Below are 20,313 nucleotides of genomic sequence, written 5' to 3' on the forward strand. Positions count from 1 at the left end.
TCGTCGAGGCCCAACGCGGCGAGGAATGCCGCGTAGAACTTGTCCTCGATCGCGCCGACCGCGAAGTATCCGCCGTCCGCGCACTGGTAGACACCATAGAACGGTGAGGCGCCCGAGAGCAGATGCTTGCCGCGGCCGGCCCAGATGCCCGCGTTGACTTCGGCCAGCCAGGTGCTGTTGAGCAAGGCCGCTCCGTCGACGATCGCGGAGTCGATGACCTGCCCGCGTCCGGTGACGGTTCGCTCGAACAGGGCGGCGACGATGCCGAACGCGGTCACCAGCGAGCCGCCGGCGAGGTCGCCGACCATCGCGAGCGGCGGCACCGGCGTCTCGTCGCCGACGACCCCGAGCGAGCCGGCGATCGCGATGTAGTTGATGTCGTGTCCGGCGCGCTCGGCGTACGGACCGTCTTGGCCCCACCCGGTCAGGCGCGCGTAAATGAGGCGTGGGTTGCGTGCGCAGAGCACGTCGGGACCGAGGCCGCGCCGTTCGAGCGTGCCGGGGCGGTTGCTCTCGAGCAGGACGTCGGCGTGGTCCGCCAGTCGCGCGATGACTTCCGGTCCCCGGGTTGTCCGGAGGTCGACGATCGCCGAGCGCTTGCCGCGGGACAGGTACGCGGCGGGGTCGAGGGGCAGCGTCGTGGGTCGTTCGACGGACAGCACATCGGCGCCGAAGTCCGCCAGCAGCATCGAGCAGAACGGGCCGGGACCAAGCGCGCTGAGGTCGAGCACCCGGACGCCGTGCAGCGGGCCCGCGGTGGCCCCCTCGGCCGGCTTCATGATGTGCCCGTCCGTCGTCGCGCGAGTCCGCCGTCGAAGGCGTTCGTGATCGTCTCCGGGGTGAACTTGATGACCGCCCGCCCCGGATGGTCCGCCGCGGCGATGTGGGCTTCCTGCGCCTGTGGATCCTCCGGGTCGTAACGCCGGGCGATCTCGCGAAGGAACCACAGCACGGTCTCGCGGTCGTCGAGGATTTCGCTGGTCCCCTTGAACGACATCGTCCGGGACTTGCGTGCGGTGAAGACCGTGACGCAGCTGCGCGGGTCACGTTCGATGGCGCGGGCCCGGGCCCGTGAGCGCTCGGTGCACATCCAGAACACGCCGTCCCGGTAGACGAACGCCTGGGTGATGCCGATCGGGTGGCCGTCGAGGTTGGTCCATCCGAACACGCACTCGATCTCGCGCTCGAGGAGTTGGGCCTGCCGCTCCTCGCTGAGTCGGTAACCCGAGGCGTCGCGCAACGAGGAGATCTCGGTCCGGGAGTCGCTCACCGATCCACTGTAGGGCGAAACCGAACAGCGATGGAATACATGGGTCGACGGTGCTAGCGTCCCTTCATGCGGTCGCTCATCCAATTCAGCAAGGGCCGGACGAGCAAGCAGGCGCACCGCGATCTGCCCGGTCCGGCGCCGGACGGATCCCCGCTCAAGGACGACGAGCTGACCCGCGGCGGGTTCGACGGCCGCGAGGCCGTGCTCTACCGCGCCAACGATCCGACGGTGTTCCGCACCGAGGGCCGTTTCCGGTCCACCACGGCGTTGCTGAGCGACCTCAAGCCCACTGACCTCACCGATCCCCGCGGATCCGCGCAGCGCTTGCACTACAACGCCGACGTCACCACCTGGCTGTCCCGGCGGGCCGAGCCGATGCCGTTCTTCCGGCGCAACGTGGACGGCGACGAGTGTTGGTTCGTGCACCGCGGTTCCGGCACGGTGGAGACGGAGTTCGGTCCGATCGCCTACGGGCCGGGCGATTACCTGGTCATTCCCAAGGCGATCACCCACCGGTTCGTGGTCGAGGCGGGCGAGACCTTCCTGTTCGGCATCGAGACGGTGGGGGAGTTGCGCGCCCCGACCTTCGTCGGCCTGGGCCGGCACGCCCCGTTCGACCCCGACGTGATCCGGGTACCCGAGCCGGCACCGGTCACCTCGGACGCTGCCGAGTACGAGATCCAGGTCCGCTACGACGGCGAGTACTCGGCGATCTTCGTCGACCATCACCCGTGCGATGTCGAGGGATGGAAGGGCGACTACTTCCCGTTCGCGTTCAACATCCGCGACTGGAACGTGATCATGTCCGACAGCCTGCACCTGCCGCCGTCGATGCACGTCTTCCTGGTGGCCGACGGCGTCAACATCATCAACCTGCTGCCCCGGCCGTTCGAGACCGTGGCCGGCGTCGAGCGCATCCCGTGGTTTCACCGCAACGCCGACTACGACGAGATCGCGCTCATCCATGGTGGGAAATCATTGGGCCGACCGCTGGTGCCGGGCCTGATCAGCCACGACCCGCAGGGCATCCACCACGGCTTCCCGGACCGGGCCCGGGTCAAGGCCCGCCGCGAGTGGGAGGAGCATCCCCGCATCGAATGGGAGATCATTATGGTCGAGGCGGCGCGGCCGCTGAAGCTCGACCCGGTGTTGCAGGGACAGGCATGACCGAACGTGACTGGGCGTCACTGCTGCCCACCTTCGACATGTTCGACGAGGCCCACGAGGAATGGAAGTACGAGGGTTTCGCATGGGCCCGCGAGCACAGCCCGATCATCCACGGCAGCCCGCCCTCGACCGGTCCGCGCACCATCGTCACCCGCTACGCCGACGTCCGGGCGGTCCTCGAGGACCCGGAGACCTTCTCCTCCGCCGGCGCCCCGCCGATCCCGGCCCCGCTCAAGTTGGGCGCGCTGGACGCCGACCCGCCGGAGCACACCGCCTTCCGCCGACTACTGAACCCGGTCTTCACCCGGCAGTTCGCGCTGCAGTTCGAGCCGGACATGCGCGCCCACGCCCGCGAGTTGATCGACACCTGGATCGACAAGGGTGAGGTCGACATGCTCGGCGAGTTCGCCAGCCCGTTCGTCGCCCGGATCCTCGCGCGCATGGTGCTCGACGAGACGGACATGGCGAAGATGGATCGGGCCACCCGGGTCGTGATGCGGGTCGCCGAGCACCCCGACGACGAGGGCTTCTTCGACCTCGCGGTGCTCTCCGCCGAGTACCTGGCCAACGCCATCGACAACCCGCCGGAGCGCGAGGGCATGCTGCGCGCGCTGGTCACCGGCGAGTTCCTCGACGACAAGCCGATGACCGAGGACCAGGCGCTGGGCGCGATCGCCTCGACCTTCCTCGGCGGCCTGGACACCTCCCGCTCGGCGATCGCCGGCATCTGCTGGCTGATGGCGCAGCAGCCCGAACTCGAGGCCCGGGTGCGGGACCCGCGCTGGATCCGCAACGACATGGACGAGTTCGTGCGCCTGCTCTCCCCGGTGGCCTCGCTCGGCCGGATCGCGACCAGGGACACCGAGGTCGGCGGGTGCCCGGTCAAGCACGGCGAGCACCTGTTGCTGCGCTTCGACTCGGCCAACCGCGACGAGGCGAAGTTCCCCAACGGCGAGGCGTTGCAGTTCGACCCGCCGCGCACCGGCACCGCCGGCTTCGGGCTGGGAATCCACCGGTGCATCGGCATGCACCTGGCCCGGGTCCAGATGGCGGTCGCCATGGAGGAACTGCTCGCCCGGATCACCAACCTGCGCCTCGCGGTACCGGCGGCGGAGATCACCTGGGCGCCGGGGATCGCGAACTGCCCGCACGCGGTGCCGCTGCTCTTCGATCGGGTCGCGTCATGACCGAGCAGTTCGACGCGCTCGTCATCGGCGCCGGCGCCGGCGGGATGGCGGCGGCCGGCCGGCTGCAGGCGGCCGGCTACCGGACCCTGCTGGTGGAGCGGTGCGACCGGGTCGGCGGGCGCGCCTCCACGATCGAGATCGACGGCTTCCGGGTGAACACCGGCGCGTTGGTCACCGAGACCGGTGGCGAGAACGGGCTGCTGTTCGCCGACCTCGGCGTCGACCCGGGACTGCGCGCGCCGAAGCGGCCGGTGGTGCTGCGGCTGCCCCGCAAGGACGTGGCGTTGATGAGCGGCCCGACCGGGAAGCTGGTGCAGGCCCTGCTGGCCGGCGTGGGGGCGTTCTCCCGGCGGACCGGCAAGAAGCCCCGCCCCGGCCCGACGGTCGCCGACTGGCTGGACCGGCGCAAGGCCAAGCCCGCGGTGCGCAGCCTGGCCCGCAACCTGACCTCCGCGCTGTACGCCGCGGAACCCTCCGACGTCGAACTCGCGCTGTTCTTCGACTACATGACCAAGTCCGGCGGCATGTCGCCGTACGCCTGGCACCCGGAGGGCTCGATCGGTCCCTGGCGGGTGGTCGCCGCTGACTTCGTCTCGCGCGGTGGCACGCTCTGGCTCAGCAGCGGCGTCGAATCCCTCAGCGTCGGCGCCGACGGCCGGGTCGACGGGGCCCGGATCCGGCGCTCGGGCGCCGGTGGCGGCGCCGTCGTCGACGTGCGAATCCGACTGGCCGTCAGCAACGCCGGCCCGTTGGCCACCGCCGCGATGTGCCCGCCGGAAGCGCTGCCGGAGGGATACCTCGACCGACTCAAGGCCTGGTCCCAGCCGGGCGCCCTGATCACGATCAACTTCGCCAGCCGCACCCGGCTCGGGCCGATCGACGGGCTGTTCTTCTTCTCCACCACCCAGCGGCTGGCCTACGCCGCCGAGGTGACCGGGCCCTGCCCGGAGATGGCACCGCCGGGTTGGCACCTCTACGCCGGCGCGTGCGCACCGAAGCCGGCCACCGGGGAGTTCGACCTCGAGGCAGAACTGGCGCTGCTGCGCGCGGACCTGCGCGAGCACTTCCCCGGCTTCGACACCGCGCGGGAACTCTCGGTCGAGGTCTGCGCCGGGCAGGACTGGCCCGCGCAGCGAGCGATCGCCGGGAAGGACGAGCCGCAGGCTACCCCGATCGCCAACCTGTGGAACGTCGGCGACGGGGCACGGACCCGGCTCGGTGCCGGGCAGAGCGGCTGCGTGGAGTCCGCGCGCCTGGCCGTCGAGGAGGTCCGGCGCACCATCCCGGTGACCGCAGGGAGTCGGGTGTGATGGCCGAGGACATCGCTGCCCTGCTGGCCGGCTACGACCCGTTCGACCCGGAGCACACCGGGTGGAAGTACGACGCGTTCGCCCACGCGCGCGCGCACTGCCCGGTGGTTCACCTCGACCCGCCGTCGACCGGACCGATGACGATGATCACTCGGTACGAGGATGTGCGCCGGGTGTTGGAGGATCCGGAGACCTTCTCCTCGGTCGGCGGTTCGCCGACGCCGGCGCCGATCCGGCTCGGTCCACTCGACCACGACCCGCCCGAGCACACCGAGTTCCGCCGGCTGCTCAACCCGGTCTTCACCCGGCAGTTCGCGCTGCGCTTCGAGCCGTTCATGCGGGCCACCGCGGTGGCGCTCATCGAGTCCTGGATCGACAACGGTTCTGTCGAGGTGCTCGGTGAGTACGCGGGCCCGTACGTGGCGCGCATCCTCGCCCGGATGGTGTTCGACGAGACCGACATGTCCGCGATGGAGCGGGCCAAGAAGGTGGTGATCCGGGTCGCCGAGGAGGCCACCGAGGAAGCCTTCTTCGACCTCGCCGTGCTCTCCGCGGAATACCTCGCCGCCGCCATCGACAACCCGCCGGCCGAGGATGGCGTGCTCCGGGCGTTGGTCACCGGCGAGCTCAACGGCGCCCCGCTGTCCGAGGACGAGGCGATGGGCGCGATCGCGGTCATCTTCCTCGGCGGTTTGGACACCTCCCGTTCCGCGATCGGCACCGTCTGCCTGCACATCGCGCAGCAGCCGGAGTTGGAGGAGCGGGTGCGCAACCCTCGTTGGGTGCGCAACGACATGGACGAGTTCATCCGGCTCACCTCCCCGGTCGGCACGTTCGGTCGCACCGCGATGAAGGACACCGAGATCGGCGGCTGTCCGATCAAGCAGGGCGAGCGGTTGCTGATCCGGTTCGATTCGGCCAACCGGGACGACGCGAAATTCTCCAACGCCGATCAGTTGCAGTTCGACCCACCTCGGGCCGGTACCGCGGGCTTCGGGTTGGGCGTGCACCGTTGCATCGGCATGCACCTGGCCCGGGTGCAGATCGCGATCGCGATGGAGGAGTTGCTCGCCCGGATCACCAACCTGCGCCTGGACGTCGACCCGGCGCAGTTGCGCTGGGCGCCGGGCATCGCGAACTATCCCAACCGGGTCCCGCTGCTCTTCGACCAGATCTGACGTGCCATCAGGAGGATCACCTGTGCCGGATGTGATCGTGGTCGGCGCCGGCCACAACGGGTTGGTCGCCGCCTGCTACCTGGCCCGGGCCGGCCGGGACGTTCTGGTCGTCGAGGCCGCCGACGCCATCGGCGGCTGCACGACCACCGCGCCGATCCCCGGCGCGCCGGGGTACTACGCCAACCCGTGCGCGTTCGACGTCATCGCGCTGCGGCTGTCCACTATCGGCCGTGACCTGGAACTCGCCCGGCACGGCTACACAGAGGTGGCGGTCGACCCCTGCTACGTCGCGCTCGGCCCGTCGGGCGAGTCGTTGGCCTACTGGCGCGACCCGCGGCGTACGGCCGCGGAGATCCGCCGGTTCTCCGCCCGCGATGAACGCGCCTTCCTGGACCTGATGCGCGAACTCGACCACGTCGCCGACGCGATGCTGCCGATGATGCTGACCAATCCCACCCGGCCGGACCGCAGCGCGCTCGCCGCCGTGTTGAAGGCGGCCGGTCGGCACCCGAAGTCCTTCGGTCCGCTGATCGGACTGCTCATCGGCTCCGCGGCGCAGGCGCTGCGCGAGCGGTTCGAGCACCCGGTGGTCCGCGGCACCTTCGCCATGCTCGCCAACTTCGGATCGCCGGTGAGCACCGACGGCTCCGGCGTGAACCTGATGGTGCTGCCGCTGATCAGTCGGGCTGGCATGAGCCGCCCGGTGGGCGGCCTGGGTGCCCTCGTCGACGCCCTGGCCGCGGACCTGCGCGAGCACGGCGGCCGCTGGAGGACATCTGCGACGCGATCAGTAATGCGCGCAGCGGCCGGGTGCCGCACCCGTTGCCGATGGTCAACATCATCGCCTCGGCCACGGACCCGGGCTGTGCACCCGCGGGCGGCGACGTGCTGTCGGTGTGGAGCGGTTGGACACCGCACTACCCACCGGAGGGCTGGGACGGCCTGCGCGAGCCGGTCGCCGATGCTCTCGTGGAGCGTCTCGGCGAGTACTACAGCGGCATCAAGGAGCACACCGTGACCCGGACGGCCGAGGCCTGGCCGGACATCACCGCGCGGACCAACGTGCCCGAGGGCAACGTCTACCACGTGGACATGTCCCCGTTCCGGACCGGCGGACTGCGCCCGGCCCGTGGGTTCGGCGGTTACCGCACCCCGGTGCCGGGGCTGTTCATCACTGGTGCAGGGACGCACCCGGGGCCGTCGGTGTCCGGTATTCCGGGACAGCTGGCCGCGAAGGTGATTCTGCGTCAGGCATAGCGGTCTGCTGGTTGATGGCCTTCAGCAGCAGCGTGGTCATCACGGCGAACCAGACGCCGAAGAAGCTCAACGGGATCCACCACGGGAAGATGCCGCGCCAGGCGAACGGACCCGAGTCGAAGAAGTACGTGATGATGCCCGGCGTGAACAGCACGGCGATCCAGAGGTTGAAATAGCCCGCCCAGCGCGGGAAAACGGGCTCGCTACGGGTGTCGGTGAGGATCGCGATCGCGATCGCGGCGTTCTGCACCACGGCGAACACCGGGGTGCCGACGAAGAACAGCCACACGAAGTAGTACATCGTCGAGGCGACCTGGGGGGCGAGCCGGTCGGGCTGGAACGCCATCGCCTGCACGGCGATCATCGGGGTGAGGAAGAGAAAAGCCCCGAGCGCGCCGGAGGCCAGTTGGGTGGTGGCCATCGGGGCGTGCTCGCCCTCGATCCGGCGCAATTGCACGGTGATCACCGAGACCCAGGGGAACAGCAGGGCCGAGCCGAGGATCATCACGATCCCGCCCACCTGGATGCGCTGCTGATCGTGGGCGAACAGCGCGACGATCTGCTCGCCGCTCAGCCGCGGATCCGGCGGCGGCAGGAAACCCATGATGAGGAACGCGGTGAGCAGTGTCACCGCCATCAGCGGACCGGACCACACACAGATCCGCTGGCTCAACGAGTTGGTCGGCACGGGCCTCACCTCGGGGTCGAAATCGGCTGGGGCGGCCGTAACAAACGATGTTAGGTTATTGACCCTCACCGTCGCTATCACGAAGGAGTGGCAGTGACCGGAAGGCCGGCAGGCAAGGTTGCACTGATCACCGCTGCCACGCTGCCGGTCGACGGTGGGGCCGGCATCAAATGAGGGCGTTGGTCATCGGCGGCAGCGGCGCCAGTGGGCTGCCGGTGCTGACCGGCCTGCTCGAGCGCGGCCACGAGGTGGTGATGCTGCACCGCGGCGTGCACGAGCCGGCGGAGCTGCCCGAGGTGGAGCATCTGCACGCTGACCCCCACTTCGCCGAGTCCCTGCAGGAGGCGATCGCGGACCGCGAATTCGACGTGGTGGTCGCGATGTACGGCCGGGTGGCGACCATCGCCGAGGTGTTCGCCGGTCGCTGCGGCCAACTGGTGAGCATCGGTGGAGTGCCCGCGTATCGCGGTTGCCTGCAACCGGAAACCGTGCGTCCGTACGGGATGGCGGTGAACGCCCGGGAGGACGGCCCGCTGTCCGACGACGCCGAGTACGTGCCCAAGATCTCCGGGCTGATCCGGGCGGCCGAGCGAGCAGTGCTCGAGCGCGCCTCCGCCGGCGCCTACCGCGGCACCGTGGTCCGGTACCCGGCCATCTACGGGCCGCGCAACCTGGTGCCCTGGGAGTGGTCGGTGATCCGCCGGGTACTCGACGGCCGCACCCGGATGATCCTGCCCGACAACGGCCTGTGGATCATTTCCCGCTGCGCGGCCCGCAACGCCGCCGAGGTGGTGCTGCACATCGTCGAGCAGCCCGACATCGCCAACGGGCAGGCCTACAACGTCGCCGATGACGACCAGTTCACCGTCCGTCAGTGGGCCGAGACCGTGGCCGGGATCCTGGGTGGCGACCTGGAGTTCATCGGGATCCCCGCCGAGATCGCGGGCTCCGCGCTGATCGAACTGCTGCCGCCGACCGGCCGGCCACACATGATGCTGGACAACGCCAAGGCCAAGCGCGAGCTCGGCTATCGGCAGGTGGTGCCGGCCGCGGCGGCACTCGTCGAAGCCGTCGAGTGGCTCAAGGCGAACCCGGTCACCGCGGAGGCCTACCCGCTCTATCCGGGCCGGTTCGACTATGACGCCGAGGACGCTCTGATCGACGCCTATCTTCGAGCGGTCGAACAGATTCGTGAGGCGACACCAGAGACCCGCCATCCCATGGCACACCCCAAGGCGGCCGCGAGCGGCCGGGACGAGAGCGGTCGATGACAGCAGCATGGCGACGGCTGCAGGACCTGGTGGGCGTCGAGTACCCGGTGATGCAGGACGGCATGGGCCCGCAGCCGTGCACCGCGCTGGCCGCGGCGGTGTCCGAGGCCGGCGGAATGGGCACGTTGAGCAGCCCGAGCATCGTGAACACCTCCGAGACGTTCCTACGGGAGAACCTGCGCGCGGCCGCGGAGAAGGTGGCGGCGAGCACGGACAAGCCGTTCGGGGTGAACGTGCCGGTGGGCCGGATCGCCTCCGGCGAGCTGTTGCCGGTCAGTCGCCTCTGCATCGACGAGGCCATCCGGATCAAGCGCGACGGCGGCAAGGCCGGCGATCAACTGACCTGGCTGGTCACCTCGGCCGGGTTCGCCGGCGAACTCGGGGCGGGCATCCGGGACTCCGGGCTGGTGCACATGCATAAGGTCGGCTCGCTGACCCACGCCCGCAAGGCCGCGGACAGCGGCGTGGACGTGGTGATCGCTGCCGGGTACGAGATGGGCGGGCATACCCACGTACAGGGCGTGCACACGATGGTGCTCGCGCCGCAGGTGATCGCGGCGCTGGACATCCCGGTGATCGTGGCGGGCGGGATCTGCGACGGCCGGGGTCTGGCGGCGGCGCTGGCCATGGGCGGTGCCGCGGTGGCCATGGGCACCCGCTTCATCGCGACTCGCGACCACGAGTGGCACGAGAACTACAAGCAGCGCATCGTGGACGCGCCGGAGTGGGACGACGTGGTCTTCCCCGGCGTCTACGCCCCGATCCGCGGGCTGCGCAACGCGGGCCAGCGGCACATGGAAAAGCTGCGCCCGACGATGACACCGGAGGAGTTCATCGTCTGGGAGGAGGAGCAGATCCGCGTCTCCCAGCGCGAGGGCGACGTGCAGAACGGCATCCTGGTCGCCGGTCAGGTGGCCGCCGCCATCCACGACCTACCCTCGGTGGCCGAGGTGATCGACCGCGTCGTCACCGAGGCCGACGAACTGCTCGCCGCGGCGGCCGACGGGCGGATCAGCCGTAGCGCGCCCTGAGCTCGGCCTTCGGGATCTTGCCGGTGACGTTGCGCGCGAACGGGGCGATGACCAGGAACTCCGCCGGCACCTTGTAACCGGCGAGCCGCTCCCGGCAGTGCCGGGCAACCGCTTCCGGGTCGAGCGCGGCACCCGCGCGCGGCACCAGCAGGGCCCGCCCCACCTCGCCCCATCGCTGGTCGGGGATCGGGACGACGGCTGCGTCGGCGATGTCGGGATGCTCGTGCAGGATCCGCTCGATCTCGGCGGGGAACACGCACTCCCCACCGGATTTGTACATGTCCTTGTACCGGTCGACGATGGTGAGGAAGCCCTCCTCGTCCTGCACCACGGCGTCCCCGGTGCGGAACCATTCCCCGGCAAACGCGGAGTCCTCGTCGGTGTCGCGGCGCCAGTAGCCCGGGGTGATCGCCGGGCCATGCGCCCAGACCTCGCCGGTCTCCCCGCGTGCGACGTCCTGTCCGTCCTCGCCGACGACGCGGACGTGCGTGTACTGGACGGGCGCGCCGCAGGATCCGAACTTGCGCATGGCATCGGCGGGCCTTACCACCGAGACGATCGGGCCCATCTCGGTCGAGCCGTAGCCGGGGGAGAGGCCGATGCCACGGTCGTGGAATGCCTTGGTCACCTCGTAGTTGAGGAAACCGCCGCCGACCTGACCGTGTTTCAGATGGACGAAGCGGGCGCCCTCGAACGCGGGCACCGTCGCCATCACCTGGTACATCACCGGGGCGCCGGAGAACTGGGAGATGCCCCTGTTCTGGTCAGCCAGGAGGTCCACCACCTGAGCGGGATCGAAGCCGGGCGCGATCAGCAGCGAGCCGCCCAGCGAGAGCAGCGGGTGGGTGATGCTGTTCAGCCCGGCGGCGTGGAAGAACGGCAGCACCGCGAGGTACCGGCAGTCCGGCGTCAGCCCGTAGGGCTCGATCGAGTTCAGGGCGTTGTAGTGCATGGTCCGGTGCGTGCAGAGCGCGCCCTTGGGCCGCCCGGTCGTGCCGGAGGTGTAGAGGATCGAGACGACGTCGTCGTACCGGGCGAGTGGCTCGGCTCGTCGCGGCGTGGCCTGCTCGGCCGCCTTCCGGAGATCGTGCGCGGCGTCGGCGACGCCCCATGACGAGACGCGGGGAACCCCGGCGCCCGCCGCAACCTTGTGGGCAGTCTCGGCCCACGTCGCGTCGTGCAACAGCACCTTCGGCTCGGAGTCGATGCAGAAGAACTCGAGCTCCGGCTGCGCGAGCCGGAAGTTGAGCGGGACGAAGATCGCGCCGAGACGCATGCACGCGAATTGGAGCGCGAGCATCTCGATCGTGTTCAGCGCGAGCACCGCGACCCGGTCCCCGTGCCCGACCCCGAAGTCGTCGCCCAACACCCCGGCGTACGCCGCGACCGTGCCCTCGAAGCCTCGCCAGCTCAGCGATTCGCCGGTGGCGAGGTCCTCGACCGCCGCCGCGTCCGGACGGCGCAGCGCGTGATGCGCGACGACATCGGTGACGAAGTGCTCGGACACGGTGCCTGAATCTAACAATGTTCGGTTGAACCGGGAAGTGGTCGTCCGGGCATTAAGCGGGGGAGAGCACCCCGGTCGCCACGTAGCGCGTCAGCATCCGGCGGACCTGTTCGCGGTCCCCGCCCCGGGGCCGGGCGCACAGCGCGACGTGGACGAAGGTCAGCCAAAACACCGCCTCGGCGCGGTCGTGGTCGGCGGGGAGATCCCCCCGCTCGGCGATCCGGTCCAGGATCGGGTCCCAGTACTCGCGCTGTACCTCGGCCACCCGCGCCGACTCCTCGATCACCTCGGCCGCGGTACCGAAGTCGGCCGGGTTGAGCAGGATCTCGATGTAGTCGGACTTGCGGGCCGAGGCCAGCAGGGCGAGTTCCGCGGCCACCACCAGTTCCGCGGACGGAAGGTCGAGGTCCAGTCCGCGTCGGGCGCGCGCGTTGACCCGGCGGGCCTCGTCGAAGATCACCTCGGCGATGAGCACGCTCTTGTTGGTGAAGTAGTTGTAGACCGTCTTGCGGGAGACCCCCGCGGCCGTGGCGACGTCGTCCATGGTGGTGCGGCGCAGTCCATAGCGCGCGAAGCAGGCCACGGCGGCCTTGAAGATGCGGCCGCGTTCGGTGGCCAGTTCGACGGTGGTCATCGCGGCGCAGCCTATCGGAACCAGACGCGTCGAGGGGCTTACACAATCTACAATATTTGTATAACGTGCAGCATCATGGTCGGCGACCCGATCGACACCCATGGCGGACCCACGACGTTCTGGACGCGGGTCAATGCCGCCGAGGCGCTGCCCGGCGTCATCACCCCACTGACCTGGACGTTCTACGCGCCGACCTCCGAGCGCAGCGTGCGTACCGCGTTCGCCGAACTCGGTGTGCTGCGCCGCTCGGAGATCACCTGGCCCGCAGACCCGGACCAGCGATTCATCGGCGTCTTCTACGGTCGAGCGGCCATCAACCTCGACCAGTTCCGGGCGATGGCCGACCGCAGCCCCGGTCAATCCGGGGATGCGCTGGAACGCGAGTTCTTCGGCACCGTCCGACCCGGCGTCAGTTCCGCGCCCATGCGCAGCCGCTACCCGTTCGTCGCGACGAAGACCCCGCGGGCCGCGTTCAGCGTGAAGCGTCGCCTGCTCGCGCTGGAGGCCGAGGCCGACACCTGGTGGCGGCGGGTCGTGACGGACCCCCAGCTGAGCGACCCGGACCGAGCCCGTGCCGTGCTGCGCGAGGCCGCCGACCTGTACACCCGGGTGATGGTGCCGCACACCATCGGCACGATGCTGACCCCCGCCTTCTTCACCCAACTCGCGGCGTTGGCGACCAAGGCCGGCCAACCCGGCCTCGAGCTGCGCCTGGTCACCGGGCAGTCGGTGCACGAGACGGCGTGGCTGAACCAGCTGTGGGAGATCGCGCACGGCGGCGGCGACCTCGCTGCGTTCGTCGCGCAGCACGGCTACCACGGACCCGACGAGGGCGAGCTGTCCGCGCATCCCTGGCGGGAGGACGACCGGCCGCTGCGCGCGATGACAGAACGGTTCCGGGGCATGCCTGCCGACGCCGCGCCCGCCGCGGTGCAGCGCCGGCGCGCTGTCGAAGCGGGCGAGGCCGAGCGCATCCTGATGGCCGCACTGCCCGCCGCCCGCCGCCCCGGGGCGCGGCTGCTGCTGGGCATCGTTCGGCACTTCGTGCCGCTGCGGGAAACCGGCCGCTCCACCTTCCTGCACGCCATCGACGGTGCCCGGCTCGCCGCGCGCAACCTCGGCGCGAGCCTGCAGCACCACGGGGTGCTCAAGGACCCCGCCGACGTGTTCTTCCTGACCATGGACGAGCTGACCGAGGCACTGCCGCCAGACGCGGCGGAGTTGGTGGCGGAACGACGAGCCCGGTACGAGGAGTACCGGACGTGCCGGCTGCCCGACGCCTGGACCGGACGCCCCCAGCCGCTGCCGAGCACTGATGAGCCGTCAGATGCTGCGGCCGCGCTCTCCGGGTTTGCGGTGAGCCCCGGCATTGTCGAGGGCCCGGTGCGCGTGATCTGCGCAGCGGACGAGCTGGATGCCCTGGAGCCCGGGGAGATCTTGGTCTGCCCACTGACCGACCCCAGTTGGTCGGTGGCTTTCGTGGTCGCCGCCGGCCTGGCGATCGACGTGGGCGGTCCGCTGTCCCACGGCGCGATCGTCGCTCGCGAAATGGGCCTTCCCTGTGTCATCAACACCCGGGTCGGCAGCCGGGTCCTGCGCACCGGCGACCGGGTGCGCCTGGACGGCGCCGCCGGCACCGTCACCCGGATCTGAGGAGCAGCGATGGACAACCCGTACGACGTCGACCCGGTCGAGGACTACACCCACGTCATCCCCGGCGACGTCGAGCTGTGGAGCGAGAACTATTTCTTCCAGTGCTACGACCCGCGGCACGAGGTCGGCATCTGGACCCACCTGGGTCGCACCCCGCATGACCCGACGATGTGGCGCGCGCTGCTCACCGTGTTCCTCCGCGACCGCAGCCTGCTGGTCAGCAAGACCTACGGCCGCGGTCCGCAGTTGCCGGGTGTGTCCGGGCCGAGCAACGGGACGTTGAGTTTCCGCTGCGAAGACCCGCTGCTCACTTGGACGATCAGCGCGGACGCAATGGCCCGTCCGACGAACCTCGCTTCGCTGGCCGCCGGCCTGGTTCCCGACGGCGAGGTCGTGCCGGTCTCCTTCGAGTACCGCTTTGACGCGATGACGCCCATGTGGGACCTCGGCGCCACCGACATGTCCGGGCAGTCCTGGGCGCTCACCCACTACGAACAGGCCGGGCGCATCGCCGGACGGCTGCGCTGCGGGGAGGAGACATGGGAGATCACCGGCACCGGCATGCGTGACCACAGCCACGGCCCGCGCAACTTCGCTCACTTCCGTCGCGGGTCGTGGGTGCACGCCGAATTCGGCAGCGGCCGGGCCTTCGCCGCCCTGCGGATGTGGACCAACGACGACAACGTCGCCCTCAATCGCGCCTTCATCTCCGAGGACGGCAAGCTGCGCGAGGTCACGCCGATCGACATGCCGACACTGGAGACAGCGCTGTCGGACCCGCGCTCGATGACCGTCCGCATCGACGACGGCGGCCGCGAGACCACGATCGAGGTCGAGGTCATCAACGCCAAGACCATGACGCTGGTCGAACCCAACGAGATCGTGTTCGGCGTCGACCGCAGCGACCCGCGGATCAAGGTCATCAACGAGGCGATCGTGCGCTGCCGCTGGGACGGCGAGGAGGGCTACGGCCTGTGCGAGCGCAGCCGCCGGATCGAGGATCTGAGCGGGAACTGACGTGGCGCCTCGCAGCATGTCCGCCGGCCGGGTGCTGATCGCTGCCGTGCTGTCCGTGGCGCTGCTCGCCGGGTGCGGCGGCTCACGCGCCGATCACGCGGCCATCGTGGCGGTCGGCAACGGGTATGCGGCACCGGACGTGCAGCGGGAGATCCAGGCTGCGGCCGACCTCGCGGCAGCGAAGGTCGCGGCCGAGGCGGTCACACCCGTGTCGGGTGCGGTGGTCCCGCCGGTCGCCGGCGCACCGGCAATCACCGCGCCGCTCAGTGCTGCCTCTGTGGCCGACAAAGGCGGCGACGCGCCGACCCCGGGCACAATCACCGCGCCGAGCACCGGGACAACAGCCGGTGCCACGGCATGCCCGCAGCAGTTGTCCCCGGTGGTGCTCGGGCAGACGCTGGCCACCTCCGGCCTCGTGGGCGCCACCATCGGCGGGCTGCGCGGCGGGTTGGCGGTCTGGGCGAAGGACATCAACGCCCGCGGCGGCCTGCAGTGCCACCCGGTGCAGCTCATTCAACTTGACGATGCGTCAGATCCGGCCCGGGTCACCGCGAACTGGAACTCGATGATCCATGACCGCGGCGCGGTCGCGATGGTCGGTGCCGGTGTGCCGATCGCGATCGCCGCGCTGCGCACCGCGGCCGAGCGGGACAAGGTGCCGGTGGTCGGCGGCGACGTCACCGCCGAGGACTGGGTGCACAGCCCCTACCTGTTCCCGACCGGTGGCGCCCCGCTCACCTCCTACGACGGGGGCGTGATCGAGGCCGCCAAGCAGGCTCGGGGCCCGCGCAAGGCCGGGCTGTTCTACTGCGTCGAGGCGTCGATCTGCACCGGGTTGAAGAACAACTACCCGCACAGCGCGCAGCGGGCGGGCGCCGCGCTCGGTCCGATCCAGGCGGTGTCGCTGACCCAGCCGGACTACACCTCCGAGTGTCAGCTGATGAAGGCCGCCGGGGTCAACACGCTGTTCCTCGGCCTGGACGGATCGGCCAGCATCCGGGCCGTCCGCTCCTGCGCGTCGCTGAACTACTTCCCGACGATCTCCATGGGCGCCATCGGCCTGTCCGCGGCCGCCTCCGCCGACGCCGGCCTGCGGCGCAATCAGACCTTCCTGGGCAGCGGCGTGGTGCCGTACACCACCACGGACACGCCCGGCATCCAGTCCTTCCATGTCGCCACGGCGCGCTACGCCCCGTCCGCCCCGGAGGATCAGCAGACGCTGCTCGGCTGGGCGGCGGGCAAGCTGCTCGAGGCCGCGCTGGCCAAGGTCTCCGCCCGGGCCCGGGGCGGCGCCATCACCACCCAACTGGTCCTCGACGGCCTGTGGCAGCTGAAGAACGAGACGTTGGACGGGCTGAGCCCCGGCGCCACCTTCACCAGGGGCGCCCCGGCCAAGGCGATCGACTGCTACTACGGGTTGCGGCTGGACGAGCACGGCTTCGGTGCGGTCAACGGCAGCAAACCGGTCTGCTTCGACGCCGACGGTCACTTCCAGCGGAAGTGAACGAAAACCCGGCCGAAGTTGTCGGAGTCCTTCTCCACCCGGTGATACAGCGCCTTGATCTCTTTCTGATCCAGGAACCGCAGCACCCGCTTCTTCAGCGCACCGCTGCCCTTGCCGGGGATGATCTCGACCAGCGGCGCCTTCTTGGCCACGGCCTCGTCGATGATCGCGCGCAGCGCGCGGTCGATGTCCACGCCGCGGTTGTAGATGTCGTGCAGGTCGAGCTTGAGCTTCATGCCCCCAGCCTGGTCCCTGAACGGGCCGGCGAGGGACTATGTGACTGAAGTGATTTAAATAAACCTGTGTGACACACGTGTTGCAACGTGAGTTGACCGCCGATAGGGGTCAGGATTGTTGGTGGGCCGCGGCCAAGGGAGTGCGCCGCCGTCCATGAACACGTTCGCAACGAAGACGGGGGTCAGGGATGAGATGTCACGCTCGCCGAGCGGCCATGGTTGCTGCGGCTTCTGCGGTCGCCACGATGATGCTGATCGCAGGTGGGGCGCAGCGCGCCCAGGCGGCCACCAGTAGCCCCACCGCGGGGACCGGATGCCTGCGGCAGGGCCCGATGCTCGACGCCAACTGCGGACCGATCCCAGAGGCGGCCGCACCGGTTCATCGCGCTGACGCCCCGCGCGCTGCGCACCGGCCCGCGGCCTCGGTGGAGAAGCCCGCGGCGCGTCCGGCGGCGGACCCGGTGCGCGCAGCCGGCCACCCGGCAGTCAACGACCATTCGTCCACCGCGCCCGCGTCGACGCGCGCTGCCGCGCCCGAAGCCCGCCCGGTGACCGCGGAGCACGACAGCAAGGTCGCGGCGGCGTCGGCACATTCGCGCGCCCCCGCCTCGACGACCCATCGGCCCGCGCAGCCGGCTGCCGCGCCGGCCGCGCCCGCGCAGGCGCAGGCCGGCCCCGCGGTCGCGAAACCCGACCAACCTGTCCGCGCCATGGGACAGCCGCAGGCGCCGGCTCACCCGCAGGCGCCGGTCCATCCGCAGGCGCCGGTCCATCCGCGGGCTGCGGCCGCCCCGCAGGCTCCCGCTCACCCGCAAGCTCCAGCTCGTCCGCAACCCGCGGCGGCCCCGCAGGAGCCAGTGCATACGCAAGCCGTCGCTCGTCCGCAAGCTCCGGCTCAACCGCAGCACGCGGCGCATCCGCGGGCGGCCGCGCATCCGAGAGCCTCGGCACAGCACGCGGCGCCATCCCGAGCCGAGGGCAGTAAGCGGCTCCCCGCCACCGGCGGCTGATCGGAACCGAGAAAGCGGTGGGGTGCGGTTGCGCACCCCACCGCTTTTCGTTGCGGCAGAACGGTTGTCGCCTGATGTACACACCGTATACATTGTGCCGCGGGAGGTCGCCGTGACCGAGTTGGACCTGCACACCCCGAACCCCATGCACTGCGCCTCCGGGCCGGACGATGTCTGGTCGACGGTGAACACCCGGGAAAACTACCCGGGGGTGATGAGCCCGCTGGCGGCCAGCCTGTGGCTGCCGCTGTGCGACCGCGCGGTGGCCGGGTCGTTTGCCGACATCGGGGTGGTGGCCACCAACCGCATCGACGCGGAGGCCGCACGCAAGCCGCCGTGCTCGGCGGTGTTCTACGGCCGCTACACCGCGGGCATCAGCTACTTCCGGCGGATGAGTGAGCTCATCCCCGGCAACTCCGGCGCCTCGTTCGAGGAGCAGTACTTCGCCTCCGCGCGGGTGCGGGACGCCCCGCGCTCCCGCCGCCGCCACCCGGTGATCGCCGTCAAGGCAGCGGTGACCACAGCCCGACTGCGCCGCCGCTTTCACGCCACCGCCGAACGCACCGATCACTGGTGGCGGTTCGCCACCTCACCGCCCGGTGCCGCCCGGCCCGGCGCGGTACAACTGCGCGACGCGCTGGAGCACCTCGAGGAGGTGATGCGGGTCCACATGGTGGTCTGCTTCGTGGCACAGGGCGTGTTCGACGCGTTGGGCAAGCTCGCCGCGAGCGTCGAGCGGCCGGGCCTGCATCTGCAGCTGGCCACCGGCTATGGGCGAATGGCCGAACTGCAACTGGTCGCCACCCTGGACAAGGTCGCGCATGGCGAGGCCACGATGGCGGAATTCCTTGCCGAGTATGGCTTTCGCTGCGCCGGCGAGATCGAACTTTCCCGGCCCAGCTGGCGCGAGGCCCCGGAACTCATCGAACGGCTGGTCGCCAAATACCGCGGCGCGCAACGGCCCGACCCCGTCGCGCAGGCCCGGCAACGGGCCGCGGTGCGTGAGGCCGCGGAGGCTGAATTGCTGGCCGCGTTGCCCCGCGCGAAACGGCCGGTCGCGCACCTGCTGCTGCGCCTGGCGCGCACCTTCATCCCGATGCGGGAAGAGGGGAAGGCCGCGCTGGCCAGAGGATTCGACGGCAGCCGGGTGGCGGCACGCGCCCGAGGACGCGAGCTGGTGGCCGCCGGGGTCATCGACGCCGAGGACGACGTGTTCTACCTGTCCATCGACGAACTGCGCGGCGACGTGCCTGCCGACGTTCGCGATGTGGTGGCCGCCCGACGGGCGCTGCGTAGCGCCTATGAAAAATTTGACCTGCCCGATCATTGGGCCGGGCAACCCGAGCCGATCCCGGTGGTGACCGACACCGACGCCCGCGCCGACTCGGTCACCGGCACCGCCGCCGCGCACGGTGTGATCGAGGGCAGGGCCCGGGTGCTGTCCAACGCCGAGCAATGCGACGAACTGGAACCCGACGAGATCCTGGTCTGCCACACCACCGACCCGTCCTGGGCCTCGGCCTTCCACCTCGCCGCCGGCGTGGTCATCGACGTGGGGTCGATCTCCTCGCACGGCGCGATCGTGGCCAGGGAGATGGGCCTGCCCTGCGTGATCGGCACCGGCAACGGCACCGCGGTGCTGCGCACCGGCGACCTGCTCCGGGTCGACGGGGGCGCGGGCAGGGTCACCGTGCTGGAACCCGCGTTGTGACGCTGCGTCAGGACATCGGGTGACCGCCGAGGCCCGCGGCTATCGCAGCTTCCTGCGGCTGGACGCGATCGTCGCCGAGGCTCGGCGCATCGCCGACGCCGACGGCCTGGCCGCGGTCTCCATGCGCAGTCTGGCCCGGGCGCTGGACTGCACGCCGCGGGCGCTGTATCGCCACGTGGCGGGCAAGGAGGAGGTGCTGGAACTGCTCGCCGACGCGGCGTTGGGGGAGATCCCGCTGCCCCTGATGGACGGCGACCCGCACGCGGCGATCGTCGAGTTCTACCTCGCCATGCGCGAGCTGCTGGTCGCCTCGCCCGCAATCGCCGAGATCATCGCGCAGCTCCCGGTGGCCGGGCCCAACTTCCGCGCGCACGGCGAGGCCGTGGTGGCGCGGCTGCTGTCCGCCGGCCTCGCCCCGCAGGACGCCGTCGAGGCGATGATCGCGCTGGGCCAGTTCACCATCGGCGCGTCCATGCCCGGTACCGGACAACGCCTGCACGAGGCCTACCGGGCGTTGGAGGAGATCGACGCCGGTACCCCGCTCGGCCGGGTGCGGGAGCACTTCGTCCGGGACTCCGCCGCGGGGCATTTCTCCTCCGCGTTGCGCCGTCTGCTCGGGGGCTATCGACCGAGGAATCCGAGCTGAGTTCGGGTCAAGGGAGACAATTCGCCGGCTGCCGGG

20 protein-coding genes are annotated in these 20,313 nt (G+C 70.4%); 13 read left to right on the forward strand and 7 right to left on the reverse strand.

All coding sequences use genetic code 11. The annotated features are described in order from the left end of the window. Together VGJ14_00890 and VGJ14_00895 are read right to left on the reverse strand one after the other, a co-directional pair. On the reverse strand, positions 1-779 hold a 779-nt coding region (locus VGJ14_00890; protein ID HEY2830951.1), incomplete at its 3' end, for a CaiB/BaiF CoA-transferase family protein. Continuing rightward, positions 776-1,270, reverse strand: a complete 495-nt coding sequence (locus tag VGJ14_00895; protein HEY2830952.1) for a pyridoxamine 5'-phosphate oxidase family protein — start codon at positions 1,268-1,270, stop codon at positions 776-778. The genes VGJ14_00890 and VGJ14_00895, both read right to left, overlap by 4 nt. A gap of 66 nt (positions 1,271-1,336) precedes the next feature. On the opposite strand from VGJ14_00895, the gene VGJ14_00900 reads away from it, so the two are divergent. Genes VGJ14_00900 through VGJ14_00925 form a run of 6 tightly spaced genes read left to right on the forward strand, consistent with a single transcriptional unit; the run spans position 1,337 to position 7,369 of the window. After that, positions 1,337-2,437, forward strand: a complete 1,101-nt coding sequence (locus tag VGJ14_00900; protein HEY2830953.1) for a homogentisate 1,2-dioxygenase — start codon at positions 1,337-1,339, stop codon at positions 2,435-2,437. Continuing rightward, a complete protein-coding gene (locus VGJ14_00905) occupies positions 2,434-3,624 on the forward strand; it encodes a cytochrome P450 (protein HEY2830954.1) in 1,191 nt (396 codons plus the stop codon). Before VGJ14_00900 ends, VGJ14_00905 begins: the two co-directional genes overlap by 4 nt. Next, the gene (locus VGJ14_00910; GenBank protein HEY2830955.1) at positions 3,621-4,934 is read left to right on the forward strand and encodes an NAD(P)-binding protein; all 1,314 of its coding nucleotides are present in this window, start codon (positions 3,621-3,623) and stop codon (positions 4,932-4,934) included. Before VGJ14_00905 ends, VGJ14_00910 begins: the two co-directional genes overlap by 4 nt. Next, positions 4,934-6,112 carry a cytochrome P450 gene (locus VGJ14_00915; GenBank protein HEY2830956.1) on the forward strand — a complete coding sequence of 393 codons (1,179 nt, stop codon included), beginning with the start codon at positions 4,934-4,936 and terminating at the stop codon, positions 6,110-6,112. Before VGJ14_00910 ends, VGJ14_00915 begins: the two co-directional genes overlap by 1 nt. Positions 6,113-6,134: 22 nt before the next feature. Beyond that, positions 6,135-7,130: an NAD(P)/FAD-dependent oxidoreductase gene (locus tag VGJ14_00920; GenBank protein HEY2830957.1), complete on the forward strand. Its 996-nt coding sequence runs from the start codon at positions 6,135-6,137 to the stop codon at positions 7,128-7,130. Then, positions 7,127-7,369 (forward strand): hypothetical protein, encoded by a 243-nt coding sequence (locus tag VGJ14_00925; protein ID HEY2830958.1) that lies wholly within the window; start codon positions 7,127-7,129, stop codon positions 7,367-7,369. The genes VGJ14_00920 and VGJ14_00925 overlap by 4 nt, the downstream gene beginning before the upstream one ends. On the opposite strand, the gene VGJ14_00930 is transcribed toward VGJ14_00925, so the two are convergent. Further along, positions 7,284-8,057: a hypothetical protein gene (locus VGJ14_00930; protein HEY2830959.1), complete on the reverse strand. Its 774-nt coding sequence runs from the start codon at positions 8,055-8,057 to the stop codon at positions 7,284-7,286. The genes VGJ14_00925 and VGJ14_00930 overlap by 86 nt on opposite strands. 170 nt (positions 8,058-8,227) lie before the next feature. On the opposite strand from VGJ14_00930, the gene VGJ14_00935 reads away from it, so the two are divergent. Together VGJ14_00935 and VGJ14_00940 are read left to right on the forward strand one after the other, a co-directional pair. Then, positions 8,228-9,328: a hypothetical protein gene (locus VGJ14_00935; protein ID HEY2830960.1), complete on the forward strand. Its 1,101-nt coding sequence runs from the start codon at positions 8,228-8,230 to the stop codon at positions 9,326-9,328. After that, positions 9,325-10,359 carry a nitronate monooxygenase gene (locus tag VGJ14_00940; GenBank protein HEY2830961.1) on the forward strand — a complete coding sequence of 345 codons (1,035 nt, stop codon included), beginning with the start codon at positions 9,325-9,327 and terminating at the stop codon, positions 10,357-10,359. The genes VGJ14_00935 and VGJ14_00940 overlap by 4 nt, the downstream gene beginning before the upstream one ends. On the opposite strand, the gene VGJ14_00945 is transcribed toward VGJ14_00940, so the two are convergent. Next, positions 10,340-11,866, reverse strand: a complete 1,527-nt coding sequence (locus VGJ14_00945) for an AMP-binding protein (protein ID HEY2830962.1) — start codon at positions 11,864-11,866, stop codon at positions 10,340-10,342. The two genes, VGJ14_00940 and VGJ14_00945, sit on opposite strands and share 20 nt — an antisense overlap. A 52-nt stretch (positions 11,867-11,918) precedes the next feature. Then, positions 11,919-12,500, reverse strand: coding sequence for a TetR/AcrR family transcriptional regulator (locus tag VGJ14_00950; protein ID HEY2830963.1), 582 nt, complete (start codon positions 12,498-12,500; stop codon positions 11,919-11,921). Positions 12,501-12,575: 75 nt separating this feature from the next. Between VGJ14_00950 and VGJ14_00955 the strand changes: the two genes are divergently transcribed. From VGJ14_00955 to VGJ14_00965, 3 genes are read left to right on the forward strand one after another with little or no spacing between them, the layout of a single operon-like run. Next, positions 12,576-14,153, forward strand: a complete 1,578-nt coding sequence (locus VGJ14_00955) for a PEP-utilizing enzyme (GenBank protein ID HEY2830964.1) — start codon at positions 12,576-12,578, stop codon at positions 14,151-14,153. Positions 14,154-14,162: 9 nt separating this feature from the next. Further along, positions 14,163-15,170: a hypothetical protein gene (locus tag VGJ14_00960; protein HEY2830965.1), complete on the forward strand. Its 1,008-nt coding sequence runs from the start codon at positions 14,163-14,165 to the stop codon at positions 15,168-15,170. Position 15,171: 1 nt separating this feature from the next. After that, positions 15,172-16,674 carry an ABC transporter substrate-binding protein gene (locus tag VGJ14_00965; GenBank protein ID HEY2830966.1) on the forward strand — a complete coding sequence of 501 codons (1,503 nt, stop codon included), beginning with the start codon at positions 15,172-15,174 and terminating at the stop codon, positions 16,672-16,674. On the opposite strand, the gene VGJ14_00970 is transcribed toward VGJ14_00965, so the two are convergent. Then, on the reverse strand, positions 16,656-16,910 hold the full coding sequence (locus VGJ14_00970) for a Smr/MutS family protein (protein ID HEY2830967.1): 255 nt from the start codon (positions 16,908-16,910) through the stop codon (positions 16,656-16,658). The two genes, VGJ14_00965 and VGJ14_00970, sit on opposite strands and share 19 nt — an antisense overlap. Before the next feature lie 379 nt (positions 16,911-17,289). Next, positions 17,290-17,622, reverse strand: coding sequence for a hypothetical protein (locus tag VGJ14_00975; GenBank protein ID HEY2830968.1), 333 nt, complete (start codon positions 17,620-17,622; stop codon positions 17,290-17,292). A gap of 410 nt (positions 17,623-18,032) precedes the next feature. Between VGJ14_00975 and VGJ14_00980 the strand changes: the two genes are divergently transcribed. Next, on the forward strand, positions 18,033-19,631 hold the full coding sequence (locus VGJ14_00980) for a PEP-utilizing enzyme (GenBank protein HEY2830969.1): 1,599 nt from the start codon (positions 18,033-18,035) through the stop codon (positions 19,629-19,631). Between the two features lie 19 nt (positions 19,632-19,650). Continuing rightward, complete coding sequence (locus tag VGJ14_00985; GenBank protein HEY2830970.1) at positions 19,651-20,277, forward strand: TetR family transcriptional regulator; 627 nt, start codon at positions 19,651-19,653, stop codon at positions 20,275-20,277. Positions 20,278-20,313: the final 36 nt, after the last annotated feature.

Source organism: Sporichthyaceae bacterium, assembly GCA_036493475.1.
Taxonomy (GTDB): domain Bacteria; phylum Actinomycetota; class Actinomycetes; order Sporichthyales; family Sporichthyaceae; genus DASQPJ01.